Genomic DNA, 25,722 nt, shown 5'->3' on the forward strand with positions numbered 1-25,722 from the left:
ACGGTGGCTCACCCGGGGAACTCGGGGGCGAGCGGGTTCGCGACGCTGCCGACTGCGGAGACGACGGGCCGCTCGGCGTCGTCGGCATAGCCGCGGTCGAACAGTCGCAGCCGGTTGAGGCACAGCTTGGGGAACGTCGGCGTCTCGAGGTCGAACATCTCGAACCGGTCGCCCAGCTGTCCGGCGAACCGCGACCGGTACGCCGAAAGCACCGCCCGCGCCGACCCCCAGAACGACGACTCCGGCACACCCAGCCGGTCCGCGGCGATCTCCGCGAGGTAGCGGTACACGCAGATCAGCAGGCCGTTCTGCAGGTACTTGCGCAGCGTCTTGCCGTCCAACGTGACGTCGGACAGGGCGGCGCGAACGGCCGGGGTCAGGCCCGCGTGCTCCGGAATCAGCTCCGAGCAGATGGCCAGGTCGTCGACGAAGTCCTTGACGACCAGCCGGACCGGCACGCCGGACCGGTGCACGATCATGCAGTTCTGCCCGTGGGGGGAGAACATCGCGCCGTAGCGGTACAGCACGTGCAGCAGCGGCGGGAGGATCGCGCCGTGCAGGCGCGCCACCCATTCGGCCGCGGTGAGGCCACTCCGCGCGACCAGCGCCTCGGCGAATGACCCGCCCCACGGGTCGACGTGGAGCAGCGCGGCCAGCGACACGGCCTGCTCGCCGGGCGCCAGGTACGGCTGGACCGGCTCGCGCCAGATGGCACCGAGCAGCTCCGTGTACTGGTACGGAACACCTGGCAGCGACGCGTACGCCGGGTGCGTGACGCTGACCCCTGCCACCTCGCCGAGCAGGATCACCCCGGTCTCGCGCAGGAAGTCGTCCCCGTCGACAACCGAGGCCAGCCACGACGTCAGCGCGGGTGCCGCCAGCGTCCGCTCTCGCGGCAGCCCGCGGTAGACCGAGGTGTTGAGGATCGAGACCGGCAGCTTCAGGTACCGGCGGGTCGGGTCGTCGATGTCGGTCATGGTGCGGATGGCCAGCTGTGGCCGGTACCGGGCCGACCCTTCACCGAGGAACACCAGCGACCCGTCGGCCAGCGCCGACGCGTGCAGCGGCACGATCCGGTGCGTCCACTGCCAGGGGTGCACCGGCAGGTAGACACAGGTGTCCGGGTCGAGGCCGCCCAGCCGGGCCCGGGCGCGCACCTGCTCCCAGCCCGCGGGCCCGACCTGTTCGCGCACGACGGTGTGGTGGTCGAGCCCGGGCACGGTGGCCACGTCCGCCAGGTCTGGCGCGGCGGCCAGCCAGAGCAGCTGGACGTCGCGCCCGGCTTCCGGCGGGTACGCCTCCAGGTCGCTCACCGAGAAGCCGACCCGGCCCTTGCTGGCGACGATCCACGGGTGCCCGGTCAGCTGGCTCTCGACCAGGACCGGCTCCAGGTCGACCAGCTCCGTGGCCGGCCGCGCCTGCGCCAGCTGCCGCGCGTCGGACAGCAGCGTCGACGACAGCTCCGACACCGAGCCGGCGACGGTGGACGGGTCGGCGTCGCCGAGCAGCCGGGTGAAGACGTCGACGGCGTCCGGCAGGCCACTCGCACCGTCGCCGTCCTCGCCATTGTCACCACCGGTGCCGTCGAACGCGAGCGACGACGGGTCCACCCGCCACCAGCCCAGAGCACGGCGGACCGCCCGCCCGGTCAGCAGCCCGCCGGGCAGCGCGAGCCGCAGCGCTCCGTCCACGGTGACCGCTGGGGTGATGATCTCCTCGTACCAGAACTCGGTGATCATCTTGGCGATGAGCTCGCGGTTGGCCCGGTCCCAGTGCTGCGGGGTGAGGGCGGCCAGGATCGGACTGTCACTCATGCGGCTTCTCCTCGAGCAGCTGGTCGGCGCCGAAGCGCTGGTACACGGTGCGTGGCCGGACGGGGTAGACCTCACGGCCGGTCAGCGCGTTGACGATGACGGAGTTGCGGTGCGCGCCGAGGCCGAGGTCGGGCGCGCCGACGCCGTGGGTGTGCAGCTCGGCGTTCTGTGCGAACAGCGTGGACGGGGCGCCGGAGGCCAGCTCCAGCCGGTAGTCCGCCGACACCAGCGGCCGCCCATGCTCGTCGCATGTCAGCAGGCCAGGCGGTACCGGCAGCGGCGCCGGCTCGTGGCCCGTCCCGAGCACGATCACGTCGGTGTCGCGGGTGAACGTCCGGTCCTGGTCGCGGTGGTGCCACGTGAGCCGCCAGCGCCGGCCCGGCTCCGGGGACGGCGAGATGCCGCGCAGCTCGCAGCCGCCGGCGTAGGTCACCGGCGGGTCGTCACGGTCGACCGTCGCCTCGTAGAGCAGGTCGTAGATGCGCTCGCTGGTCTCGGCCGAGAGGCCCTTGTAGAGCAGGTCCTGGCCGGACCGGACCTCGTCGCGCACCGCTGGCGGCAGGGCGCGGAAGTACTCCGTGTACTCGGGCGTGAAGTGCTCGAGCCCGAGCTTGGAGTACTCCATCGGCAAGAACCCGCGCGACCGGGTGAACCAGTCCACCGTCAGCCCACCCGGCAGCCCGGTCTCCAGCAGGTCGGCCACGACCTCGCCGGCGCTCTGCCCCGACCCGACGACGGTGACGGCACCCGCCGTCACCGCCTTCTCCCGGTAGGTCAGGTAGTCCTCGGTGTGGAAGACGGCGTCGCCGACCACCTCGCGCGCCACGGCGGGGACCGACGGGCGGCTGCCCACGCCGAACACCACCGACCTGGCGCGGTGCTCGTCGACGGCGCCGTCGGCGAAGCGCACCCGCACCAGCCAGCCGCCGCCGGCCGCCGGCGTCACCGACTCCACCAGCGACCCGAACCGGCACGACGGCAGCGATTCGGCCACCCAGCGCGCGTAGGCGTCGAACTCCGCGCGCGGCACGTGGAACCGCTCGTAGAAGTAGAAGCGGTACAGCCGGCCGCGCTCGTGCAGGTAGTTGAGGAACGACCACCTGCTGGTCGGGTCGGCGAGCGTCACGAGGTCGGCGAGGAACGGCACCTGCAGCGTGGTGCCGGGCAGCATCAGCCCGGGGTGCCAGGCGAAGCGGGGCGCGGCTTCGAAGAACACCGCGTCGACCTCGGGGACCGGCGACAGCAGCGCGGCCAGGCCGAGGTTGAACGGCCCCAGCCCGACCCCGACGACGTCGTACTCGTACGAGCGACCCGCCCTCGCGCTGATCGTGGAGTAAGCGGGCAACTGCGGGGTGGAATGTCCGATTGATGGCCCGATCACTCCACGATCAACACTGGGTGCGGGGCCGAGGGCGGCGCGATCGTCCGGCCAGCGCGCGTCGAACTGCTCGCGCGTGCAGGCCAGCAGCGCCGCCCGCTTGTCCGGCAGATCGACCTCTCCCAGCGACCGCAGCCCCAGACGGTCGCAGTAGGCGAGCATCCGGCTGTTGCGCACGTCCGGCTCGCAGACGGCGCGGTCGCCGCGGTTGAGCAGCCAGGCCAGCACCGCGCGTCCCATCAGTCGCGGCACCCCGGTCCCGAGCATCGACGGCGGCCCGACCAACAGGTGGAACCCGACGTCGTCGTCGCGGGCGGGGTACGCCGACGCCAGCGGGTCGTCGGTCACGACGTACGTCTCCACGTAGCCGAACGGGACGCCGTCGGCCGAGACCAGCCACGGGCTGAGGTGGGTGAGCCCGGCCAGGTAGTCACGGATCCGCCGGAGCGGCCGGCCCAGCTGCCACCACGGGACGACGTGCTCGCGGTTCATCCAGTCGTGGACGAGCTCGGCGTCGGCGTCGGGCCGCACCGGCCGGAACGTCAGCTCGACGGAGGCGCCCGGCGGCGTCACCGACCACGCGGCCGTCACGACGCCACCCCGAGCAGCGGGTTCGGCAGCGTCACATAGACCGACTGGGTGGAGATGTCGCCGACCAGCTCGTCCATGTCGTTCGCCCGGGTCAGCAGGTTCGCTTTGCACGGCCAGCGATCGTCGTCGAGCAGCCGGTCCAGCAGCGTGGCCGGGTACCGGCCGCCGCACGACCGCTCCGTCGTCAGCACCCGGCGAAGGTCGGACAGCAGGGCGGTCTCGTCGACGCACGGACCGAGCGCGTTCACCACCCCGAGCGTGAGGTTGACGAACAGGTAGTAGACCAGCCGCTCGTCGGCCAGCGCCTCCGGGAAGAGCGACTCGGTGGCCTCACCCAGCCCGGGGACGACGGCGACCAGGTCACCGTGCGCGGCCTCGCGGTGGAAGTAGCCCTGACTGTCGCGGTACACCCCGCGCACCGGCCAGCCGTCTTCCAGCTCCACCAGGGTGTTCTGCTGATGCGCCTCGAAGCACAGCCCGACCTCGAGATAGAGCCGGACCAGGGACCGGACGACCACGTCGCAGAAGCGGCCGAACCACTCGCGGGCCACCTCGTGCTCGGCCCGCCCGGACCGGTCCGCGATCGCCGCGACGAGCGCGGCCAGCCGGCTGTGCCCGCCGTACGGATGGTCCTGGCACAGCGTGGTCAGCGCGGTGACGTCGGGCGGCCCGTCGACCCCCCATCGGTTCGACCGCAGCAGCACCGAGAAGCCGTTCAGCACCTCGTCGCCGCGGGCGACGGTCAGGTAGGCGGGGTCCTGGACGAGGACGAGATCCGGCGCGGCCGCCGCGGTCCATTGCCCGACGACCGTCCGGGCCAGCCGGGCGGACTCCACGGCGCGGTCCAGCTCCTTCGGCAGCGTCACCCGCATCGAGTTCGTCACCCGCACGTGCAGCGAGAACTTCAGCTGCCACGGTGCCGCCGCCCGATACACCGTCCGCACCGACGTGGTCGGCAGGTACGGCGACCCCCACGGGCCGAGGTCGACGACGTCGCCGCTGGCGAACAGGCCGGCGGTCTCCGGCGCGGCGGCCAGCCGGTCCGCCTCGTAGGGGTGCGCCGGCAGCAGCACCCGGTCGTCGCCGACGGCCTTCAGCGTCGCGTCGAGGGCGGCCGGGTCCACCGCGGGGTCGTCGCGCAACAGGGCCTCGGCCAGCCGCGGCGCCGGCGTCTCCAGGGCACTGGCGTGACGGACGAGGTCGGCCGCGACGGCCAGCCAGCGCAGCGGGAACCGGCCGCCGGGCTCGGGGGAGTAACGCAGCCGTTCGACGGCACTCATCTCGCCGCGGCTCTTCGGCGTCGGGTGCACCAGGTGGCCCAGCAGCAGTGCCTGCTCGGACTCGCCGAACGGCAGCGGCGCGGCCGACCAGAGCCGGTCGATGTCCGCGGCCCGCCGGGTCAGGTGGTCGGCGACGGCCGCGGCGCTGTCGAGCACCCGGCTGAGCAGGGCGTCGCCGCGTCCGGGCACGTCGTCGAGTGCGTCTGCCAGCAGCACCGCCAGCGGCGCGAGCGAGATCGGCCTCGGCGCGGCGTCGCCGAGCTGGATCAGCGCCGGCAGCTCCAGCTGGTGCCGGAACGTCGCGGACACCCGCCGGACGCGGACCAGCAGCCGGCCGTTCCAGCCCGGCAGCGGCACGACGACGACCGGCCGGTCGTCGAGCGTCTCCAGCCCCCAGCCCGGCAGCTCGCGCAGCCAGCACGCCAGCAGGGCGTGCGCTCCGGCGTCGTCGGCGGCCTGTCGAGGCGCCCGCGTCGCGGTCGCGGGGTCGAGGAAGTCGGTCATGCGGCCCGCTCCTTCGTGGTGCGAGCGACGTCCACGGCGGTGGCGACGACGGTGTCCAGCAGCGTCGCGACGTCGGCGAGGGTGGTCAGCGGGTTGGTGAGGGTGAGCTTCAGCGCCACCCGGCCGCGGTGCCGGGTCCGGCCGACGACGGCCCGGCCGGAGGCGAGGAGCCGTCGCTGGACGTCGACGTTGACCCCGTCGAGGAGCGCGTCGTCCAGCCCGGCGGGCCGGCAGCGGAAGAGCACCATCACCGTCTGGGGCGGCGCCAGCAGCTCGAGCTCGGCCCGCCCGCCCACGGCGGCGCCCACGGCCGCGGTCAGGTCGACCAGGTGCTCCACCAGCTCCGCCAGCCGCCGCCGCCCGGTGGCCCGCAGCGAGACGACGATCTTCAGCGCGTCGAAGCGGCGCGAGGTGTCCAGCGACCGGTCGACCAGGTTGAGCACGTCGCCGTCGTCGGTCCGGTTGAGGTAGTCGGCCGGCTCGCGCACGCTGCCCAGCGTTTCGCCGTCGCGGACCAGCAGCGCGCTGGCGCCGATCGGCTGCCACCACAGCTTGTGCAGGTCGGCGGTGACGGAGTCGGCCCGCTCCAGACCGGCCAGCCGCGGCCGCAGCCGGTCGCTGAGCAGCAGCGCCGACCCGACAGCGGCGTCCACGTGGAACCACGCGCCGGCGGCAGCGGCACGGTCGGCGAGCGCGTCCAGCGGGTCGATCGCGCCGGTGTCCGTGGTGCCCGCGGTGCCGACGACGGCGATCGGCACGGCCCCGGTCTGCCGCAGCCCGTCCAGGCAACGGTCCAGCGCGGCGACGTCCATCCGGCCGGCGTCGTCGGTGGCCACGGCGATGACGGCGTCGCGGCCGAGGCCGAGCACGGCGGCGGCCTGCCGGACGCTGACGTGCGCGGCCATCGACGCGAGGATGCGCCACCTGGCGGCCGCGGGCGGCAGCCCGTCAACGTTCGCCCCGCCGCCCGCGTGGTCCCGCGCGAGCAGCAGCCCGAGCAGGTTCGAGGCCGTCCCGCCCGCCGTGAGCACGCCGGACGCCGTCGCCGGGAGACCAGCCAGCGCGGCCAGTCGGCTCACCAGGCGATCCTCGAGGTAGGTGGCGGCCGGTGCCTGGTCGAAGGAGTCCATGGACTGGTTGGTGGCCGCGACGGCAAGCTCGGTGGCGGTCGCGGTCAGCAGCGTCGGCGGGTGCAGGTGGGCCGCGCACGACGGGTCGGTGACGCGCGCCCCGTTGGCCAGGATCCGGTCCTCGACGTCGGCGAGCACGTCGCCCAGCTCCTCGGCGTCGTCGGGGAGCGGTTCGATGCCGGTTGCCAGCTCTCGCAGCTGCGCCGGGCTCTGCGACGGGAACGGTGCGCGGTGGTCAGTGCTGGTCAGCGCCTCGAGGACCGCCGCGACCGCCGCCCGCAAGGCGTCGTGCGAGGCGGTGCTGCCGTCGAGGAACAGCGGGGTGTCCGGTCCGGTCACCGCGGCTCGTCCCGGCTCGCTCGCAGCGCCGCGCCGAACGCGTCGACCACCCGGTCGACCTCGGCCGCGGTGATGACCAGCGGCGGCAGGAACCGCACGACGGCGTCATGGGTACCGCCGACCTCGACGATGACTCCGCGCCGCAGCATCTCGCGCTGGATCCGGCCGGCCAGCCAGCCGTCCGGCACCGGGACCCCGTCGGCGTCGACGACACTCGGGTCGACCAGCTCGGCGCCGGTCATGAGACCGCGACCGCGGACGTCCCCGACCCGCGGATCGCCGGCCGCCACCGCCAGCAGCCCATCGGTGAGGCGCCGGCCCACGTCGCGGGCGTGCTCGACCAGGCCGGCGCTGACCACTTCCTTGATGGTCGCCGCGCCCGCGGCCAGCGCCAGGGTGGAGCCGCGGAACGTCCCGGCGTGCGCACCCGGCTGCCAGCCGTCCAGCGTGCCCCGGTGGACGATGACCGCCAGCGGCAGCCCGCCGCCGATCGCCTTGGACAGCACCAGGACGTCCGGCTCCATGTCGACGGCCTGGCTGGCCCACAGCTCGCCGGTGCGGCCGAGGCCGGTCTGGACCTCGTCGGCGATCAGCACCGCCTCCGCTGCCCGGGTGGCCCGGCGGACGGCGTCGGCGAACGCTGCCGGCATCGGGTGCACGCCGCCCTCGCCCTGCACCGGCTCGGCGATGACGGCGGCCGGCGCGGGGATACCGCTGAGATCGTCGGTCAGCGCCCACTCGACCAGCCTGGCGGCCGCGCCCCGGGCGTCCTCCAGGCCGAACGGCGAGCGGTACATCGTCGGGAACGGCAGGTGGTGCACGTCGGGCAGCAACGAGCCGAGCGGCTCCTTCACCGAGCGCCGGCCGGTCAGCGCCAGTGTGCCCTGGGTCATGCCGTGGTAGGCGCCGCCGAACGCGAGCACCCCGGACCGGCCGGTGGCGGTGCGGGCCAACTTGATCGCGGCCTCGACGGCGTCGGCGCCGCTCGGCCCGCAGAACAGGATGCGCCCGTCGCGCAGGTGCTCCGGCAGCACGTCGAACAGCTGCGTGACGAAGCGGTCGCGTATCGGCGTCGGAAGGTCCAGCGTCGACAGCGGCGCGCCCGCGTCCAGCGCGTCGCGGATCGCCTGGACCACGACTGGGTGGTGGTGGCCGAGGGCCAGCGCGCCCGCTCCGGCCAGGCAGTCGAGGTACGCGTTGCCCTGCCGGTCGCGGACCGTGCAGCCGCGCGCATCGACCAGCGCGACGGGCAGTCGGCGAGGGTAGGAACGGGCGGAAGACTCCCGCAGGCGTTGCCGTTCGAGCAGCTCGTCGTGGGTCTCGGCGGTTTCGGTAGGTGGTGGTTCGGCGAGCTTGACACCCTCGGGGTACGCCACGGGCCGCGGTCCTTTCACGGAGAATGATCTGCAGTCAGTCAACTAGGTTTGCCTAACCTAACTCAGACTGCAAGTTCGCTCCGTCAGGACCCCGTCACGTCGCCGGCTGTTCCGCGATGGTCCCGGTCAGGGCGCCATCCAGGTCATAGGCGATGCAGACGACCTCGCGGTCGCGCGGCCAGCCAGGCTCCTGCGGGTACAGGTAGAAGAGGCTGATGGTGGGGTCGCTGTACGCGGTCGGTGAGTACGTCATCAGGGCCTCGGCGCACCGCCGGTCGGCCTCCACCACGATCGCGTCCAGGCCCGGATAGTCGCCCTCGGCCAGGTCGAACCTCGCGTAGACCTCGCCTTCGTGCGGCTGCGAGCACGGGACGGCGGGCAGCGAGGCGACGCTGCTCTCGTCCTCGGTCTCGAGCAAACCGTTGAGGCAGTCGCCGATCTCGATGTCGAACGTCGACACCGTGCCCTCCTCCGTGATCTGGCCGGAGTCGTCGCGATCGGGCTCGGAGAACGACCCGAGCGCCGCGGCGATGACGAGGCCCGTCGTCCACACACCGGCACCGATCAGCCCGCCGATGGCCAGCGCGCGGCCGTCCTGCTTCCGCTCCGCGATCTGTCCGAGCGCGATGATGCCGAAGATGAACGCCAGCGGGATGCCGCCGACCAGGCCGAACACCAGGGATGCGATCGCGAAGCCGTTGGTGCCCCGATGGCGCGGCGGCTCGTCCTGGTCGACCCACGGATTGTACGGCCCGGGGGTGTAGGGCCGCGGCTCTGGATAGGGCGGCAGCCGCTGATGGGGCGTCTCCGGTGGCTGGGCGTACGGATTCGCCCCGTGATCGGACATGGCTGGAAAGTACCGCGTGGGCCGGACACATGCTGCCGATCGAGAGTCCGAAATGATCACGTTCAGCACGAAAACACGTGTCGCACCATGCTTGCATGCCTAGTGAAGCGCGGGTACGCCTGGTGATGGCCCCGGGCGACGACCGTCAGGCGGTCGGCGAGGTGTGCGTGACGTAGTACCGGCGCGCCTTGTCGCGGCTGCCGCAGGTGGCCATGCTGCACCAGCGGCGCCGATGGTTCCTGCTGGTGTCCAGGAACAGCCAGCCGCATGACGGGCACTCGCCCAATCGGTCCAGCGGCCCACGGGTCAGCAGGTCGACGGCGGACGCGGCGACTTCCCAGAGCAGCACCTGTGCCGTGCGGGGCGCACCCCAGGTCAGCCGGAACCTGTCGCCGTCGTCGTCGAGCCGCCCGTGCCGGACCCCCTCGGCATGGCTGGTGACGACGGCGTCGAGGTCGCCCCGCGTGGGCTGGTCGCCGCCCGCGAGCGGCGAGAACACCCGGAACACCGTCTCGCGCAGCTCGCGGCCTCGCGGGAGGGCCCGGTCCAGTCCGGCGCGATCGTCGATCGGGTGGCCGGCGGCGCGCGCCCAGGCCAGCGCCTGCTCAGGCGTGGCGAGCCAGTCGCGCCGTGTCGCCGGGCGGGTGTTGACGGTGTTGGCGAAGTCCAGGCACAGCGCGTTGCCGACCAGCTCGATCTCGGTCACTCTTCCAGTATCTCACCGATCAAACTTTCTTGACAGGTTGGATAGGCTGATCCCGACTTGACTGATCAAAACTTTTTGAAAGGTAAAGAGGCGTGGCTAGGTCGCTGGGTCGCTCGTTCGCTGGGCTGTGGTTCGGGACCGGCACGGCCAACCTGGCCGACGGCATGGCGCTGTTCGTGCTGCCGCTGCTGGCCATCGCCGTCGACGCCTCAGCCGGTGGGGTTGCCGCGATCACCGCCGCGCTGACCCTGGCCTGGCCGGTGTTCGGGCTGCATGCGGGCTGGATCGTCGACCATTCCGATCGCCGGGCCCTGCTCGCGTCGGTCAACCTGGGCCGAGCGCTCGTGCTGGGCGGCGTGACCGGCGCCTACCTGGTCGACGTGCTGTCCCTGCCCCTCCTGTTGGCCGCGGCGATCCTGCTCGGCGTGGCCGAGACGCTGGTCGACACCGCACTGACCACGGCCGTCCCGATGGTCGTCGGCCGGGATCAGCGCAACCGCGCCAACGCCCGGATCGAGGCCACCGTCAACGTCACCAACCAGCTCGCCGGCCCGCCGCTGGCCGGGCTGCTGGCCGGGGTGACGCTGGCGCTGGCCACCGGCGCGTCGGCCGCCCTGTACGTGCTGACGCTGGCCGGGATCGCCGCTATGACACTGCGCCGGTCGCGCCCCTCTGCCGGTGAGCAGCTCGACGGCGCCGGCGCGCGCACAGCAGGGGTGGCCGCCGGGTTCCGCTACCTGTGGCGGCAGCCGGTGGTGCGGACGCTGACGCTGTTCACGGCCGCCATGAACGTCGTGTGGGCGGCCGCGACGGCGCTGCTGGTGGTGTACGCGGTCAGCCCCGGTCCGCTCGGGCTGAGCGCCGCGCAGTACGGGCTGATGCTCACCGCGATGGCGGTCGGCGGGCTGGTCGCGTCGGTGGTCGTCGAGCCATTGCGCGGCCGGTTCGGCGTGACCCGGCTGTTGATCGCCGACACTGTCGGGACGATGCTCCTGGTCGCGCCGGTGGCGCTGGGCGCGGGGGCCTGGGCGGTGGCGGCCGGCGCCGTCGTCGCCGGTGCCGGCTCGAGCATCTGGCGGGTGCTGGTGGCCACCATCCGGCAGAACCTGTCGCCGCCGGACCTCCTCGGCCGCATCTACGCCGCGTCGCGGATGATCAGCTGGGGCGTGCTGCCGGTCGGCGCCGCGCTGGCCGGCGTGGGCGCGGAGCTGTGGGACGTGCGGACGGTGTTCGTCGCAGCGACGGCGCTCGCGGTGCTGATACTGGCCGTCTTCGTGCCTTTCGCGCTGCGCACCGACCTGTCCGCGGCGATCGATCCGGTCGAAGCGGGGCCGGACTGTCGGAGCCGCGTGTGAAGATGCTGGTATGGGCGATGAGCATGACGCAGGCCGCGCGTTGAGCCGCCCGGAGGCATCGGCGGCGGTCGAGCACTTGGGCTGGCGCTACTTGCTCGCCCGCCTGCACACGCGGGTCGCCGTCCACTCCGCCGAGCAGGCCGCGCGGGTCGCGGCACTGGCGGTGGCCGCTGCCGGCGGCGGGTCGGCGAGCCTGTCGCTGCATTTGCGTACCGACCACGTCCTGCTCGAGGTGCAGGATCCGGTGCTCGCCGACGTCACCATGGACGACGTGCGGACGGTCGGCCGCATCACGACGGCGCTGCTCGCGGACGGCCACCGGCCCGACGCCGCGCTGGGCGACCCGGTCCGCGTCGCGCAGTCCATCGAGCTCGGCATCGACGCGCTCGACATCCCGTCGGTCCGCCCGTTCTGGAAGGCCGTCCTCGGCTACGCCGACGAGCCTGGCCACACCGGTCCCAAGGATCCCCTGATCGACCCGCGCGGGCAGGGCCCGGCCGTCTGGTTCCAGCAGATGGACGCGCCCCGGCCACAGCGCAACCGCATCCATCTCGACGTGACCGTCCCACACGACGAGGCCGAGCACCGGATGGCCGCGGCGCTCGAAGCCGGTGGCCGCCTCGTCTACGACGCCGAAGCGCCGGCGTTCTGGGTGCTGGCCGATCCCGAGGGCAACGAAGCGTGCATCTGCACGTGGCAGGGACGGGACTGATGGCCACTGTAGGTCTGCTCGGCGTCCCGTCCAGCGTTGCCGCCCACTGGCCCGGTCAGGAGCAGGCGCCGGCCGCGCTGCGGGCCGCCGGGCTGTCCGACCTGCTGCGCGGTGCCGGCCTCGAGGTCGTCGACCACGGCGACCGCCCGGTGCGGCGGTGGTCGGCGCACCCCACCGAGCGGGCGCCGCACAACCTCAGCGCCGTCATCGACGTCCTCACCGACGCCCGAGCCGCCATCGGTGACGTGCTGGCCGCCGGGTACCGCCCGCTGGTCGTCGGCGGCGAGTGCACGGTCACCATCGCGCTGGTCAGCGCCCTGGTCGAGGCCGGCCAGAACGTCGGCCTGATGTACGTCGACGGCGGCCAGGACCTCATGAATCCGGTCGACCACCCGAACGAGCCGATCACCGACGGCATGGGGTTGGCGCACATGCTCGACCTGCCTGGCAGCGCGCCGGAGCTGGCCGCGTTCGGGCCGCGCCGCCCGCTCCTCACGCCCGACCACGTCTGCTTCTTCGGCTACGCCGACGACGAGGAGGACATCCACGGCCGGGTCCCGAGCTGGCGGTTTCCGGCACCGTCGGTGGCGCCGGACCCTGCCGGGTCGGCAGCGCTGGCGCTGTCCGCGCTGACCTCGGTCACCGAGCGGTTCGTCGTGCACCTCGACGTCGACGTCGTGAACTTCTTCGACCTGCCGGCCGCCGACGTTCCGCAGTACCACGGGCTCACCCTCGATCAGGTCATGACGGCGGTGGCGGTCATGGTCCGCCATCCCGGGTTCGCCGGGATGACCCTCACCGAGTTCAACCCCGACCACGGCGAGCCGGACGGGTCGACGGCGCGCCGGCTGGCCGAAGCCCTCGCCGGCGCGCTGGCTCGATGACCACCCGGACGGGGACACTGTGACGGTGAACGCCGGCCCCGACCCCGCCGCGACCCTGCGACGCATCGCGTACCTGCTGGAGCGGGCGCGGGAGCCGACCTACCGGGTGCGGGCGTTCCGCACCGCGGCGGCCGCGGCGGCCGCCGCCGGCGTCCCGGAGCTGACCGAGCGGGCCGCCGCCGGCACCCTCACCGAGCTGCGCGGCATCGGCAAGGTCACCGCCGAGGTCATCACGGAGGCGCTGGCCGGCGAGGTCCCGGTGTACCTGCGCCGGCTGGAGGCCACCGGCGGGCAGCCCGTGGCCGAGGGCGGCACCGAGATCCAGGCGGCCCTGCGCGGCGACCTCCACATGCATTCGGACTGGTCCGACGGCGGCAGCCCGATCCCGGAGATGGTGCAGGCCGCCGCCGCGCTCGGCCACGACTACGTCGCACTGACCGACCACTCGCCGCGGCTCACCGTCGCCAACGGGCTGTCGCCGGACCGGCTGCGCCGCCAGCTGGACGTCGTGGCCGAGCTCAACGAGCGCTCCGACGGTATCCGGGTGCTCACCGGCATCGAGGTCGACATCAACGAGGACGGCTCCCTGGACCAGTCCGACGAGCTGCTGGCGCGGCTCGACGTCGTCGTGGCCAGCGTGCACTCCAAGCTGCGGATGCCCGCGGACGAGATGACCCCGCGCATGGTGACCGCCATCGCCAACCCGCACGTCGACATCCTCGGACACTGCACGGGCAGGCTCATCACCGGCGGCCGCGGCACCCGGCCGGAGTCCACCTTCGAGCCGGAGATCGTCTTCGCCGCCTGCGCGCGGTTCGGCGTCGCGGTCGAGATCAACTCGCGGCCGGAGCGGCTGGACCCGCCGAAGCGCTTGCTGCGGCTGGCGGTCGAGGCGGGCTGCTCGTTCGCACTGGACACCGACGCCCACGCGCCGGGTCAGCTGGAGTGGCAGCCCTACGGGTGCGAGCGGGCGGCCGCGTGCGGGGTTCCGATGGAGCGCATCGTCAACACCTGGGAGGTCGACGACCTGCTCGCATGGACCCTCCGCTCGTCGTGACCTTGGCCCCGCATCGTAGGTCCCACGCTCCCGCCTCCTGCCTCCTCCTGCCTCCTCGTGCCGCCTCTTGCTGCCGCGTGCCGCCTCTTGCTGCCTCCGAAATGATCACGTTCAGCAGGATTGCCCGTGCGTCACCAGGCTTGCGAGCATGGTGCGACACGAGATTTCGTGCTGAACGTGATCATTTCGGGGCGAGGGGTGGCGTGCCGACGGGCGTCCGTCAGGCCCGTTTTGAGGCGTGTCGGTGCCGGAATGTCGTAGTGACGCGTACCTTCTGCGGATGGACATCATCCTGATCCCCGGCTTCTGGCTGGACGGCTCGTCGTGGAGCGAGGTCGCGCCGGTGCTGGAGAAGGCGGGCCACCGGGTCCAGGCGCTCACGTTGCCCGGGCTGGAGTCGGTCGGCACCGACCGCGGTGGCATCCAGCTCCGCGACCACGTCGAGGCCGCGATCGCGGCGGTCGACGGGGCCGACGGACCGGTCGTGCTGGTCGGGCACTCCGGCGGCAGCGCCATCGCACATGCGGCGGCCGACGCCCGGCCGGATCGCGTCGTGCGCGTGGTGCACGTCGACGCCGTGCCGCTCGCCGTTGGCGAGGCGATCAACAACGGGCTGCGCGTGGTCGACGGTGAGATCCCGCTGCCGGACTGGTCGGAGTTCCCCGCCGAGGACCTCCGTGACCTGGACGACGGCCTGCGCGAGGCGTTCCGTGCCGCCGCCGTGCCTCAGCCCGCGGCGGTCGCCTACGACCCTCAGGTGCTCACCGACGAGCGGCGCTACGACATACCGGCGACGATCATCGCGTGTGAGTTCACCGGCGACGAGCTGCGCGAGTGGATCGCCCAGAAGGACCCGGACACCACCGAGGTCGCGGCACTGCGCGACGCGGAGTACATCGACCTGCCCACCGGCCACTGGCCGCAGTTCACCAAGCCCGGTGAGCTGGCCGACGTCATCCTCGACGCCGTCGACCGCACGTGACGCGGCGCGGCACGGCGGACGGCGGTGGCCTCAGCCCTGGGCCGGCTCCACGTTGACGTTGAGCCGGAACAGGTTGCCCGGGTCGTAGCGGCGCTTGACCTCGGTGAGCCGGTCCCAGGTGACGCCCGGGTAGGCTTCGCGTACCCGCTGGGGACCGTCGTCGCCGAGGAAGTTGACGTAGGCGCCGGGGCCGCCGTTCTGGATGAGGCCGGCCACCTCGGCTACCCAGGCCTCACGCTCGGCCCGGGTCTCCGGCGTGTCCAGGAACGACGCCACGATGACCATGAAGGCGCGCTGTCGGTGTGCGTACGCCGTCGCGTCGTCGGGCACGCGGGCGATGGCACCGCCGAGCGGTCGGATCTGGGCGACCCGCATCGGCGCCGGCGCCGTCGCCAACCGCTCGAGGATCTGCTCGACCATCGCGCGGTCGAGCTGGTCGGCGAAAAAGGTGCGGGCGACGGCGGTCGGGTGGTACTCCTCTGCGTCACCGCCGTCCTCCTGCGGGTACATCTCCGGGTAGGCGATGGGCCGCACGAGGTCGGCGATCGGGGTGGCCAGCGCCCGGATCGGGGCCAGCACCTTCTCGCCGTCCTCGGCCGGCCCGGCGTAGCAGAGCAGCACCATCGTGACGAGAGTGCCGTGGACCTCCGGCGGGACGAACGGCATGGGCGGCGCCGGCATGACGTTGAGGATGATCGACAGCTCGTCGGGCGCGGCGGCGGCCTCGGTGAGGACCCCGTGCACGACGTCGGCGGTGGCCGGCAGCAGCAGCATGCCGCCCACGACACCGGGCAGTTCGTGGACTCGGTACCGGAACCGGGTGACGACGCCGAAGTTGCCGCCGCCACCGCGGATGGCCCAGAACAGCTCGGGGTGGTTGTCGGCGTCGACCACCAGCACCTGGCCGTCGGCGGTGACGACCTCGGCCGCCAGCACGTCGTCGATGGTCAGGCCGTACTTGCGGGACAGGTAGCCGACGCCGCCGCCGGTGGTGATGCCGCCGATGCCGACGGTGCCGGTGTCGCCGAAGCCGACGGCCAGCCCGTGTTCGGCCAGCGCCGTGGTGACGTCGCCCGCCGTCAGGCCGGTCTGGGCCCAAGCGGTGCGTTCGTCGACGTCGATCTCGATGGCTCGCAGCCTGGAGAGGTCGAGCATGATGCCGCCGTCGCTGACGCTATGGCCGGCGGTGCTGTGGCCGCCGCTGCGTACGGACAGCTCGAAGCCGGTGTCGCGGGCCAGCGTGACGATGGCGGCGACCTCGGCCGCGTTGCAGGGGCGGACGATGACGGCGGGACGGTTGTCGAAGCCGCCGTAGAACAGCGTGCGGGCAGCGTCGTAGCCGGGGTCGTCCGGTGCGATGACGTCGCCGGTGAGATCGGAGCGGAGGCGGTCGATGGAGAGGGTCGATGGCGTGCTCATGGGTATAGGGGTCTCCTTCGCGTCGTGACGCCCGCGACCGGAGCGGGGCCGGTGCGCGTGTCATGGGTGTGACACTGCCCGGAGGCGCTGACAGATCGCTTACAGAACGGTGTCAGCGCTGCCGGCCGGGGCGACGTCACCATTCAACCCGGGCCCACTGACAAGGTCGCAACGGGTTTTCAGTCCCGGTTCAGCCGGCCGGGACGGCGTGGTCCTCGATGAGCCCGTCGAACACGGCCACGCGGTCGAAGCGCAATGCGTACTCTCGGGCTCGGCGCGATGCGGTCCGGCGCTCGTCCGCCGTCATCCCCAGCACGGCGTGGTCGATGGCCGCCGCCAGCCCGGCCGGCTCACCGGCCGCGACCTCGATCGCGGTGTCGCCCACGGACTCGGGGATGCCACCGGTTGTGGTGGTGATCACCGGGCCGCCGCCGGCCAGCATCTTCTCGACCAGGGCGATGCCGAACGTCTCGACGAACTCCGGTCGCGGCTTGCTGGGCAGCGCGAACGCCGCACAGCCGTTCATCAGCAGCGGCTTCTCCTCGTCGCCCACGTCGGTGAGGAAGACGATGCGTTCGTCGCCGGCGGCGAGCGCCCGCATCTGGTCAAGCTCCGGGCCGGTCCCCGCGACGACCAGCCGGACCCGTTCTCGTCCGGCCGACGCCCGATACGCGGCGATCAGGTCGTCGATGCCCTTGGCCAGCGTGACCCGGGACAGGAACAGGAGGTATCCGTCGCGCTCCAGGCCGCGCCGGCGCAGCGCTTCGTCGACGCGGACCGGATCGGGGTCGAGGTAGGCGCCGGTGTCGATGGGCGGGTAGCTGATGGTGACCCGGGCGGCGCACTCCTCGGCGAACCGCGTGCCGCAGATCCGGTCGACCCGGTGCGCCGACTCGACGATCAGGTCGCGGGTGTAGTGCGACACCGCCACGCAGCGGTCGTTGGCCAGGAACGTCGCGAGCAGGAACGCGGCGGCGCCCGGCCGGCCCTGGTCGATGCTGGTGCGCACGATGTTGGTGATGTCCGAACCCACGGCCTTGGCGATGGTGGTGACGTCGAATCCGGAGCCGCTTGCCCGCGCGCCGCGCAGCGCCTCGACGGTGACGTTCGCGTGCGGGGTCAAGTACATGGAGATGCACACCGTCGGGACGCCGTCGGTGAACAGCTCGTACAGCCGGCTGGTCAGGCCGAGCGTGTAGCGGCCGTCGGGGACGCGGTAGTCGCCGACGGGTTCCGGCCGCTCGACGGTGATGCCCGCGCTGTACGGCAGGATGGAGTCCAGCGGCTTCAGCGGCAGCCCGGCCGCCTGCAGCGCCGGCAGCGGCCACGTCAGCAGCCGCACGTCGTCGAACCCGCGGGTGAGCGCGACCTCGGCGAGGTTGCGAGCCTCGCCCGAATGGCCGCAGATCACTGGATCGGCTCGCACGACGATCACCAGTCGGCGAATGCGTTGGCTCATGGCAACACCTCCGAGTCTTCCACCCTCGATTACGGTCGGAGATCGACGGCGGACGGAGCTTCGTCGCCCACGCCGTCGGTTCGGGCCCAGCTCGATGCGCAGCAAGCCGCCGCCTGACACGTCGTTGCCGCTGATGAAGCCGGCGTCGAGCGGCTTGCCGTTCAAGGTCGCCGTGTGGACGAACCGGGGCGGCGGGCAGGTTCCCGCCTCCTGGGCCAGCGGCGCCTCGCGGTGGCCGGTCGTCTCGATCAGCAGCTCGTTGCCGCCGAACCGCAGCTGCGCGTTGGCGAAGGCGGGCGCGTTGACGAGGAACGCGTTCTGCCCGGCGACCGGGAACAGCCCCAGCGACGCCGACACGTACCAGGAGCTCAGCGCGCCGGAGTCGTCGTTGCCGGGCAAGCCGTCGGGGCCGGTGCCGAACTGGCAGGCCAGCGCCGTGTGGACGATCTCGGCCGCGCGGTCGGTCCGGCCCGCGTAACGGTGGGCGTACGGCGCCTCGATGTCCGGTTCGTTGTTCAAGCCCTCGAACCGGTCCAGCGTCATGCCGGCGCCGTACTCGCCGCCGAACGGCGGCCGGCCGAGCTGACGCACCGGCGGCCGACCGAAGCCGAAGAACGCGTCCGGCATCGCCACGAACTCGCATCCCCCGCCGGCCAGCTCGATGCGGGCGGCCATGTCGTGCAACAGCCGGAACGAGTAGTTCCACCGGCCGCCCTCGTAGTAGTCCGACCGCTCCAGCGGACCGGTACCCAGCTCGAACGCGTTGACCCAGTGTCGGCTGCGACGGTCGCGGCGCTGCCGATGAAGGGGTCGACGCTGTCCAGTGTGTCCGCATTCTGCCCGCCCGAGGTCACCCGCGTGTAGCGTCGATATGAACTCCCGATGTCGCGCCCGTCAAGGGGTGTCCGTGCTGGTTCGCCCGCCAGGGCGGCGGCGGGCAGCGCTCGCGTGGAGCGGACCGCGTGGACTGGGTAGCCTGTGCCAGGGGCCTCTAGCTCAATTGGCAGAGCAGCGGACTTTTAATCCGCGGGTTCAGGGTTCGATCCCCTGGGGGCCCACTCCCGAGCTGCGGCGATGTGCGGTTCGCTGTTGAGTGCCTCACTCGGAGTCACTCTGGTCGAGGGAATTTCGCACCACGACCGGGTCCGTAGGTTCACCGTTCGAGGTCATCGTCTCAGCGATTCGGTGAGCAGGGCGGCGACGAGACTGAGCGTGTCCAGGTCGACATCAGCTCCACCGACTGCGCGGCTCCGCCTGGAATGATCCTTCCGAGTTGGTGACGAACCAGAGGTTGGCGTGGTCTTGTGCGTCGTCGATGGCGGCGAGCTGGTCGAGGGCTGCGGGGGCGACCCGTATGGACGCTCGGCGGCTGTCGAACGTTACAGCTCGCCCAAGGACCTGGACGGCTCGACGCAAAGTCGCTCGTCGGGAACGTGGAAGTCCGAGGGTGGTCAATCCGGTCCTGCGGACGATCATCTAGTAGGCCAAGGTGACGCATCCCCAGCATGGTGGTGACGGCAACTGCCGAGAGTGGTGGAAGCCGACACTGGGCGCCTCTGTCGGCACAGGTCAGCTGCGCGGACGCAGGCCGCGTGCCACTTGGAAACCGAGGGGGATGAACAAGACGCTCCAAAGAGCCAGGCTCACCCACCGGAACACCGGGTCTCCGACGGCGTTGGCGGGCGTGACCAAGACGACGATGACCACGCCTGTCGCCAATACGAGCCAGCGCCCCCACCCCGGCCAGCGGCCGGCGCGGATGACTCCGATCCCGGCGATGATGGCTCCAGCCGCGAACAGCAGCGACGACAGCCCGAACAGGGTGCCTACGACTGCCGCCACGCCGGAGTCCAGCGGCTCCTCCGCGATGAGACCGCTGAGGAGCTCGCAGAACCCGAGCGCGATGAGCCCCGCGACCGCGCCTGTGAACCCCACCCGCGAGGCCCGTCCTCCGCCGGCCACCGCCAGCCGCCTGGCCCCGATGAACCCCCCGACCGAGAGCGCGTGGGCAACCGCTAGGACGAGGCTGATGGCGAGCAGCTGGGACGGGGTCTGCGGGTAGCTCCACTGGTCGTCGGGCACACCGTCGGGCGGGAACACAGTGAAGACGCTGACGCCGAGCATGAGAACACCGGAGATGGCGCAAGCGAGACCGAGCCGGCGGACGTCGGCCCCTGCCCGCGCGTGGGTGATGGCGGAAGACATGGCGATCCGCTCCTCACTTGCCAGAAGGTTCACTAGTGGTATCACTAGTGAATGCTCCAAGTAGACTGGCTGCCGTGGCGGATGTCAAGGGGATGAGCCGCAAGCAGAAGGCCGAGGCGACACGTCGCCGGATCGTGGAGACCGCGTTAGAGGCGTTCGTGACGCGCGGGTACGCCGCAACCACGATGGCCGCCGTGGCTGCCGACGCCGGTGTTGCCGTCCAGACGGTCTACTTCGTCTTCCGCACCAAGGGCGACCTGCTGCAGGCCGTCTACGAGCACGTCGTGCTCGGGCCGGAGCGGACCCCGCCGCACTTGTCCGGGTGGTGGCGCGCCGTCGAGGCCGAGCCTGACATCGAGCGGGCTGTGGGGCTGCTGGTCGAGGGCACCGCGGAACTGCTCCAACGAGCGGCGCCGCTGGTGCGTGCGGTGCTGGGCGACGAGACAGCCCAGGAGGGCTATGACTTCAACGAAGGGCTGCGCCGCGACGGCAACGAGGTGCTGCTCAGCATCCTCGTCGGCAAGCACCCGCTGCGCCCCGGCCTGACTCCGGAGCGGGCGCGCGACATCCTGCTGCTCCTCACCGGGCCCCAGATCTACGTGCAGCTGACCCGCGACATGAAGTGGACTCGCGCCGAGGTGGAGGACTGGATGGCCGCATCTGTGCTCCAACAGGTGTTCGGCGTCGGCTGAGCTCCGTCACTCCGCCGCGCAGGAGGTCACATCAGGGGAGCAGTCGGTAGAAGCGCCAATAGTCGGTGTCTATCGGCAGGGTCTGTACGTCACGGAAGCCTGCCTGGAGGGCATACTGACGAAGCATCGAGGGACGCATAACGGCTCCGGTGGCTGCGGTCTGAGGGTCTGCCATCGCGCCCGGAAGGCAGGAAACCACGCTCCAGCCGTACTCGGTTCGTTCCCGCGGCGAGGCGGGTGCCATGAACTCGTCGTTGACCAACCCGTCGACCACGAGCAGGATCCCGTCCTGGGCGAGGATCTCCCGGGCAGCGCTGAGCGCGTCGACGGGTCGCGACATGTCATGGAGGGCCTCGAAGATGGTCACCAGGTCGTACCCGCCCCGTCCGGCAAGGTCGGCGGCGTCAGTGACTGAGAATGTCACTCGATCGGCCACGCCGGCCCGCTCGGCATTCTGACGGGCGGCGGTGATGGCATCGTGGTCGAGGTCGACGCCGTCCACGTGGACGCTGGGGTACGCGTGGGCCATCGCGATGCTGGACCAGCCGGTGCCGCACGCCACGTCGGCGACCCGCGCTGGCCGTTCGGCCCGTAGCCGGACGTCGATGTCGGCAATCGCGGGCAGCCATTCGTTGCCGAGCAGATTGATGAACCGAGCCCGGTTGGGATCCGCCCGACCCTCCGGCTCCCACGGCAGCGGTGGCGGCGCATTCCCGACCCGGAACGCCTCCACCAGCTGCGGAAGCCGGCGTCCAGCTCGCACGATGTCCACACCGGTGTGGGCCTCGTAGCGGACGTCGTCCGGATCGGCCAGGACAGGGATGTGCTCCGGTGGCAGCCGGTACCGCCGAGCGAGCGGTTCCGCCCGAGGGTCGTCGACGTCGATGAGCCCGCTCACTGCCTGCTGCTCAAGCCACTCACGCGCGTAACGCTCGGCTATCCCCGTGCGGTCGGCCAGCTGCGAAGAGCTGGCCGGACCACCGTCTGCCAGCGCCCGATACAGTCCGAGTCGCACCCCGATGTAAATGGTGTAGAGCTCCAACGCGGCCATGGCACTGCCGAACATCCGCTCGCGCAGCGCCTCCGTCCGGTCCACGCCAGGGCGCGAATCCACGGGGGCATTCCTCGCGTTGAAGGGTTCGGGTCGGCCTTCGGACATCACCGCCACCTTCCGATACTGCGGTCGTCGAGCCTCACAAGGCGCCACCCCGACCCACCACGGAGAGAGAACCAATCGCATGCCTGGCCCTGGGGACGGCTACGCCCGCCCAATCATGCCGTGCTGAGGCTGGCCGCGCTCGTCCGACCAAGCCGCAACGACCAACTGATCGCTAGGCAACCGGATGCCGACGTCGACGTTGGCGCATGTCGAGGAGAGCTTGCGCCCTGCCGTGGATGCACTCCGGAGACTGCGGAGCTCATCGTTCGCCCGATCAACGTCGTCTGGAGCAACCGTGTGGCCGTTGGGCGGCGTGCAGGTGCAGATCATGGGTGCCGGTGTAACTGTTGTTGCTGGTAGAGGCTCTGTGAAGCACTGTCCCGCAGAGGTCGATCCACTGGGTCTCCGGACTCGCCGCGGAGATTCAGGGCGGTCTTCAGCAAACTCCTAGAGTGAACCGCGTGTCCACGCCCCGCTTTTCGCCCGTATGGCTCGTTCTGATCGGCATCCTCTCGGTGCAGTTCGGGGCGGTGGTATCCAAGGGCCAATTCGACGAGATTCCCCCGGTGGGGATGGTGTTCCTCCGGCTGTTCACCAGCTCCCTGATTCTGCTCGCCTTTGTCCGGCCGCGGCTGCGCGGCCGGACGGCCACGGACTGGCGGCCGGTGCTGGCGCTGGGATTCGCGCTCAGTGCGATGAACTGGGCGTTCTACGAGTCGTTCGCCCGCATCCCGCTCGGTGTGGCGGTCACCATCGAGTTCATCGGTCCGCTGTTGGTGGCCGCGGTCGGCAGCCGGCGGCCCCGCGATTTGGTGTGGGTGGGCCTGGCCGCGCTCGGCATCACCCTGTTCGGCGTCGGCCCCACCAAGGTCGACGCCGTCGGGTTCGGTCTGGCGCTGCTCGCCGGCGCCTGCTGGGCGCTGTACATCGTCTCGACGGCGGCAACGGGGCGCCGTTGGGCCGGCGTCGAAGGGCTGGCCGTGGCTAGCACCATCGCCACGCTGGCGATCGCACCGTTCGCGGTGGCGACGGCCGGTGAGCGGCTGCTCGAGCCCCGTCTGATGGTGTTGGGGGCGCTGGTCGGGGTGCTGAGTTCGGTGGTCCCGTACAGCCTCGAGATGGTGGCTCTGCGCACCCTTCCGTCCCGCGTGTTCGGCATCTTGATGAGCCTGGAACCGGCCGCCGCCGCCCTTGCCGCCGCGGTCTTGCTCAGCGAGTGGCTCACGCCCCTGCAACTGCTGGCGATCGCGTGTGTGACGGCCGCGAGCGTGGCCGCCGTCCGCACGGAGTCGACCCCCGAGACCCTCCCGCGCGACTGACGCCCACCCGGGCCGAACTCCAGCGGGGGACCTCGCCGGTGACGCCCTACGCCAGCTCGGCGCGGAGTCGATCCGGTTCGTCTATCAGTGGTCGAGCTGGAACCGCCAGAAGATGGCGATCGGCAGGCCGCGGTAGGCGGCGTTGGTCGCCTCGGGGGCCCAGCCGTGCAGAAGCCACGGGTCGGCGACGGCGCCGGCTGGAAGCGGCTCGGGAGGGCTGGTGGGATCGACCAGCTCGCCGAACCGCGGCTCGAAGCAGCTACGGACCTGGAATCCGACGGGCAGCGCCGCTACGAGATAGTCGCTGGTCCGGTGGCTCCACTGCGGAATGTAGCCCGGTGTGCCGTCCGGTCCTGGCTTGATCAGGGGGAAGCCTTGCGCGTTGATCATGAAACTGTGCACGTCTGAGATCACCAGGTGACCACCTGGCCGGAGCACTCGGGCGAACTCGGCGATGGCGGGTCCCAGGGCGGGCAGGTGGGTCAGTGCCAGCGCACAGACGACGACGTCGGCGTGGTTGTCGGGCACCGGCAGCTCGCGAAGGTCGCCAAGGCGTAGATCGGCGTCGGGCAGCCGCTCCCGAGCCTTCGCCAGCATGCCGGGACTCGCGTCGACGCCGATGACGTCGTGGCCAAGGGCTTTGAGGTGCTCGGTGTGTCGGCCGGTCCCGCATGCTGCGTCGACCGCGATGCCGGCCGGGATATCGTCGAGGATTCGCCGGACGATCGGTCCGTCGAGACCGAGAAGCCCGTTGCCCGGTTCGTCGTAGTCGGTGGACCAGATGTCGTATCCCTCGGTGACGGTGAACGGTTCCACCATCATGGCTTCGCCCAACTGACCCGCACCGTTCAGGAGTGCTTTCGTCTCCTCCAGCCGCGCGTCGATGAAGTCACGTCCGTAGTCCCCTCCGAAGGCGCGCAACAGCGCCACACCTTCGAGCCCGATCAGGTAGGCGAGCGGGTGCTGAAAGACCGCGCTCGCACCGAACGTGTGCCCGTCGCAGACCTGGGCGCCCGACGCGGCTGGGCGTGCGGTGTCGGTCATGTGTCTTCCTGGAGTGGGAACGGATGCCTGCCGCAGTGTCCGCGTCCTGACCCGAGCCCTGCAACCCGTTATCGACGGTGGGCCCGAAACTACCGCTCCGGGGGCCGTTCCTCGTCGTCCCGTCGACCTGGCTTTGGGGCGGGTTCTCCGACCGAAGGGGTGTAGAGGTTGCGGACGTCGCCCCCACTGGGGCCTGCTTTCAAAAAGATGAATCCGAGCTTGCGGCAGATACCAGCCGTCCGCAACCTTCTTGATGTCTCGTTCTGGGTCGAGACGCCAGCGGCTGTGCGGCTAGCGCGGCAGCTGATGCGGAAGGGCCGAACGGTTGTCGGGCTCGTCCTGCCGTCACTCACCGGGTACCTGGAGAATGTGCGCCCCGCGCACCACCGTTACGTCCAGCCGTCGTCGTCCCACGCCACACACATCATCGACGGTATGAGGGAAACGGTGGAGCAGGCAGAGCTCGTCGAGGGCATTCTCGACAGGTCTGCGGGGTCGAAGCGCTCTCGCCAGTCGCCGAGCTCAGGGGCTTGACGTCGATCCCGCCCGGGCGCTTCAGTTCGAGGATGACCGCTGTGGAGTCCTACGTCGAGCGTCCGCCGTTGCCGGGACTGGCGGGCGTGGTCCGGACGGTCTGGATCCAGCGCACCGGTGACGTGCCGTACGTCCAGCGGCACCTGCCCACGGGCGGGGTCGAGATCCACTTCCCGATCGGCGGCCGTCCCCAGCTGGTCGGTCCGCTGACCGGTCCGGAGATCGAGGTCATTCCGCCGCACACGACCATCGTGGGTGTGCGGTTCCAACCAGGGACCCCGCCGCCCCTGCCGACGGTGCTCGACGACCTGGTGGACCAGCACCTTGGCCTGGCGGACCTGTGGGGAAGCTCGCTGGACCGCATCGAGGAGGCGATGGCCCGGGCCGGGACACCCCGGCGAGCGCTCGTGGCCCTGCAGGCCCATCTGCTGCGGGAGTTCCGAACCGCCGGCCGGTTGGATCCGCTGGTGCGCGAAGCCGTGAAGGGGCTGATGCCCTGGCATCCGCTCGACATCGACACGCTCGCCACCCACCTTGGGCTCTCCGCCAGTCAACTGCGTCGCCGCTGCTTGCACTCGGTGGGGGTGGGTCCCAAGGTCCTCCAGCGGACGTTGCGGTTCCAGGGCTTCCTCGCGCTGGCTCAGGCCGGCGCCACGGCGTCGGGTCGTCGTGGCGCGGACGGCGTGGCGGGCCTGGCGGTCGACGTGGGGTACGCCGACCAGGCACACCTCTGCCGAGAATGCCTGCGTCTGACCGGGCTCACCCCGCGCCAGCTCCTCGGCGGCAACCTCGACCGGTGCGCCTGTGGCCACGAGCACTCCGCCTCCTACGAGCCGTTCCTCGCCACTCGCAGCGTGCCGCCGCTACGAGCCTGACTCTGCTGGATTTCGTTCAAGACCCGTCGTCACGGCGCCCATGGTTTCGAACTCCTGCCCC

At 71.5% G+C, this 25,722-nt stretch carries 20 protein-coding genes and 1 tRNA gene; 9 read left to right on the top strand and 12 right to left on the bottom strand.

Translation table 11 applies throughout. From position 1 onward, the window contains the following. Window positions 1-8 precede the first annotated feature (8 nt). The 7 genes from E1269_RS06670 to E1269_RS06700 form a co-directional block, all read right to left on the bottom strand. Entirely contained in the window at window positions 9-1,814 is a 1,806-nt protein-coding gene (locus tag E1269_RS06670; RefSeq protein WP_131892647.1) for an IucA/IucC family protein, read from the bottom strand. Next, on the bottom strand, window positions 1,807-3,783 hold the full coding sequence (locus E1269_RS06675; protein ID WP_131892649.1) for a GNAT family N-acetyltransferase: 1,977 nt from the start codon (window positions 3,781-3,783) through the stop codon (window positions 1,807-1,809). The genes E1269_RS06670 and E1269_RS06675 overlap by 8 nt, the downstream gene beginning before the upstream one ends. Continuing rightward, complete coding sequence (locus E1269_RS06680; protein WP_131892651.1) at window positions 3,780-5,567, bottom strand: IucA/IucC family protein; 1,788 nt, start codon at window positions 5,565-5,567, stop codon at window positions 3,780-3,782. The genes E1269_RS06675 and E1269_RS06680 overlap by 4 nt, the downstream gene beginning before the upstream one ends. Then, window positions 5,564-7,036 (bottom strand): pyridoxal phosphate-dependent decarboxylase family protein, encoded by a 1,473-nt coding sequence (locus E1269_RS06685; protein WP_131892653.1) that lies wholly within the window; start codon window positions 7,034-7,036, stop codon window positions 5,564-5,566. The genes E1269_RS06680 and E1269_RS06685 overlap by 4 nt, the downstream gene beginning before the upstream one ends. Beyond that, on the bottom strand, window positions 7,033-8,412 hold the full coding sequence (locus E1269_RS06690) for a diaminobutyrate--2-oxoglutarate transaminase family protein (RefSeq protein WP_131892655.1): 1,380 nt from the start codon (window positions 8,410-8,412) through the stop codon (window positions 7,033-7,035). The genes E1269_RS06685 and E1269_RS06690 overlap by 4 nt, the downstream gene beginning before the upstream one ends. A 94-nt stretch (window positions 8,413-8,506) precedes the next feature. Then, window positions 8,507-9,259 (bottom strand): DUF4190 domain-containing protein, encoded by a 753-nt coding sequence (locus tag E1269_RS06695; protein ID WP_131892657.1) that lies wholly within the window; start codon window positions 9,257-9,259, stop codon window positions 8,507-8,509. A gap of 145 nt (window positions 9,260-9,404) precedes the next feature. Further along, window positions 9,405-9,965, bottom strand: coding sequence for a CGNR zinc finger domain-containing protein (locus tag E1269_RS06700; protein ID WP_131892659.1), 561 nt, complete (start codon window positions 9,963-9,965; stop codon window positions 9,405-9,407). 92 nt (window positions 9,966-10,057) lie between these two features. On the opposite strand from E1269_RS06700, the gene E1269_RS06705 reads away from it, so the two are divergent. The 5 genes from E1269_RS06705 (at window position 10,058) to E1269_RS06725 (ending at window position 14,955) form a co-directional block, all read left to right on the top strand. After that, window positions 10,058-11,320 (top strand): MFS transporter, encoded by a 1,263-nt coding sequence (locus E1269_RS06705; RefSeq protein ID WP_131892661.1) that lies wholly within the window; start codon window positions 10,058-10,060, stop codon window positions 11,318-11,320. A 10-nt stretch (window positions 11,321-11,330) separates the two neighbouring features. Beyond that, window positions 11,331-12,032, top strand: coding sequence for a VOC family protein (locus E1269_RS06710; RefSeq protein ID WP_131892663.1), 702 nt, complete (start codon window positions 11,331-11,333; stop codon window positions 12,030-12,032). Next, complete coding sequence (locus E1269_RS06715; protein ID WP_131892665.1) at window positions 12,032-12,916, top strand: arginase family protein; 885 nt, start codon at window positions 12,032-12,034, stop codon at window positions 12,914-12,916. Before E1269_RS06710 ends, E1269_RS06715 begins: the two co-directional genes overlap by 1 nt. A gap of 25 nt (window positions 12,917-12,941) precedes the next feature. Beyond that, window positions 12,942-13,973 carry a PHP domain-containing protein gene (locus tag E1269_RS06720; protein ID WP_131892667.1) on the top strand — a complete coding sequence of 344 codons (1,032 nt, stop codon included), beginning with the start codon at window positions 12,942-12,944 and terminating at the stop codon, window positions 13,971-13,973. Between the two features lie 280 nt (window positions 13,974-14,253). Then, a complete protein-coding gene (locus E1269_RS06725; RefSeq protein WP_131892669.1) occupies window positions 14,254-14,955 on the top strand; it encodes an alpha/beta fold hydrolase in 702 nt (233 codons plus the stop codon). 30 nt (window positions 14,956-14,985) lie between these two features. On the opposite strand, the gene E1269_RS06730 is transcribed toward E1269_RS06725, so the two are convergent. Beyond that, entirely contained in the window at window positions 14,986-16,374 is a 1,389-nt protein-coding gene (locus tag E1269_RS06730; RefSeq protein ID WP_131892671.1) for an FAD-binding oxidoreductase, read from the bottom strand. A gap of 190 nt (window positions 16,375-16,564) precedes the next feature. Beyond that, the gene (locus tag E1269_RS06735; protein WP_275264052.1) at window positions 16,565-18,706 is read right to left on the bottom strand and encodes a glycoside hydrolase domain-containing protein; all 2,142 of its coding nucleotides are present in this window, start codon (window positions 18,704-18,706) and stop codon (window positions 16,565-16,567) included. Window positions 18,707-18,818: 112 nt separating this feature from the next. On the opposite strand from E1269_RS06735, the gene E1269_RS06745 reads away from it, so the two are divergent. Further along, window positions 18,819-18,891, top strand: a tRNA-Lys gene (locus tag E1269_RS06745). A gap of 511 nt (window positions 18,892-19,402) precedes the next feature. On the opposite strand, the gene E1269_RS06750 is transcribed toward E1269_RS06745, so the two are convergent. After that, complete coding sequence (locus tag E1269_RS06750) at window positions 19,403-20,038, bottom strand: hypothetical protein (protein ID WP_131892675.1); 636 nt, start codon at window positions 20,036-20,038, stop codon at window positions 19,403-19,405. Window positions 20,039-20,112: 74 nt separating this feature from the next. On the opposite strand from E1269_RS06750, the gene E1269_RS06755 reads away from it, so the two are divergent. Beyond that, a complete protein-coding gene (locus tag E1269_RS06755; RefSeq protein ID WP_131892677.1) occupies window positions 20,113-20,730 on the top strand; it encodes a TetR/AcrR family transcriptional regulator in 618 nt (205 codons plus the stop codon). Between the two features lie 31 nt (window positions 20,731-20,761). Here E1269_RS06755 and E1269_RS06760 read toward each other — a convergent pair whose 3' ends face one another. Next, entirely contained in the window at window positions 20,762-21,844 is a 1,083-nt protein-coding gene (locus tag E1269_RS06760) for a class I SAM-dependent methyltransferase (protein ID WP_203433038.1), read from the bottom strand. A 506-nt stretch (window positions 21,845-22,350) separates the two neighbouring features. Here E1269_RS06760 and E1269_RS06765 point away from each other — a divergent pair. After that, entirely contained in the window at window positions 22,351-23,208 is an 858-nt protein-coding gene (locus tag E1269_RS06765) for an EamA family transporter (RefSeq protein ID WP_203433040.1), read from the top strand. Between the two features lie 84 nt (window positions 23,209-23,292). Here the strand turns inward: E1269_RS06765 and E1269_RS06770 are convergent, their stop codons facing one another. After that, on the bottom strand, window positions 23,293-24,252 hold the full coding sequence (locus tag E1269_RS06770) for a class I SAM-dependent methyltransferase (protein WP_131892683.1): 960 nt from the start codon (window positions 24,250-24,252) through the stop codon (window positions 23,293-23,295). A gap of 566 nt (window positions 24,253-24,818) precedes the next feature. Here E1269_RS06770 and E1269_RS06775 point away from each other — a divergent pair. After that, window positions 24,819-25,661 (top strand): helix-turn-helix domain-containing protein, encoded by an 843-nt coding sequence (locus tag E1269_RS06775; RefSeq protein ID WP_131892685.1) that lies wholly within the window; start codon window positions 24,819-24,821, stop codon window positions 25,659-25,661. The last annotated feature ends 61 nt before the right edge of the window (window positions 25,662-25,722 follow it).

The sequence above is a fragment of the Jiangella asiatica genome, assembly GCF_004349065.1.
Lineage (GTDB): Bacteria > Actinomycetota > Actinomycetes > Jiangellales > Jiangellaceae > Jiangella > Jiangella asiatica.

What these genes read in the sequence shown, in the direction of transcription:
- E1269_RS06670 (WP_131892647.1), bottom strand. Translation starts at nt 1,814, where the DNA reads ATGAGTGACAGTCCGATCCTGGCCGCCCTCACCCCGCAGCACTGGGAC.
- E1269_RS06680 (WP_131892651.1), bottom strand. Translation starts at nt 5,567, where the DNA reads ATGACCGACTTCCTCGACCCCGCGACCGCGACGCGGGCGCCTCGACAG.
- E1269_RS06695 (WP_131892657.1), bottom strand. Translation starts at nt 9,259, where the DNA reads ATGTCCGATCACGGGGCGAATCCGTACGCCCAGCCACCGGAGACGCCC.
- E1269_RS06710 (WP_131892663.1), top strand. Translation starts at nt 11,331, where the DNA reads ATGGGCGATGAGCATGACGCAGGCCGCGCGTTGAGCCGCCCGGAGGCA.
- E1269_RS06715 (WP_131892665.1), top strand. Translation starts at nt 12,032, where the DNA reads ATGGCCACTGTAGGTCTGCTCGGCGTCCCGTCCAGCGTTGCCGCCCAC.
- E1269_RS06725 (WP_131892669.1), top strand. Translation starts at nt 14,254, where the DNA reads ATGGACATCATCCTGATCCCCGGCTTCTGGCTGGACGGCTCGTCGTGG.
- E1269_RS06730 (WP_131892671.1), bottom strand. Translation starts at nt 16,374, where the DNA reads ATGAGCACGCCATCGACCCTCTCCATCGACCGCCTCCGCTCCGATCTC.
- E1269_RS06750 (WP_131892675.1), bottom strand. Translation starts at nt 20,038, where the DNA reads ATGTCTTCCGCCATCACCCACGCGCGGGCAGGGGCCGACGTCCGCCGG.
- E1269_RS06770 (WP_131892683.1), bottom strand. Translation starts at nt 24,252, where the DNA reads ATGACCGACACCGCACGCCCAGCCGCGTCGGGCGCCCAGGTCTGCGAC.
- E1269_RS06775 (WP_131892685.1), top strand. Translation starts at nt 24,819, where the DNA reads ATGACCGCTGTGGAGTCCTACGTCGAGCGTCCGCCGTTGCCGGGACTG.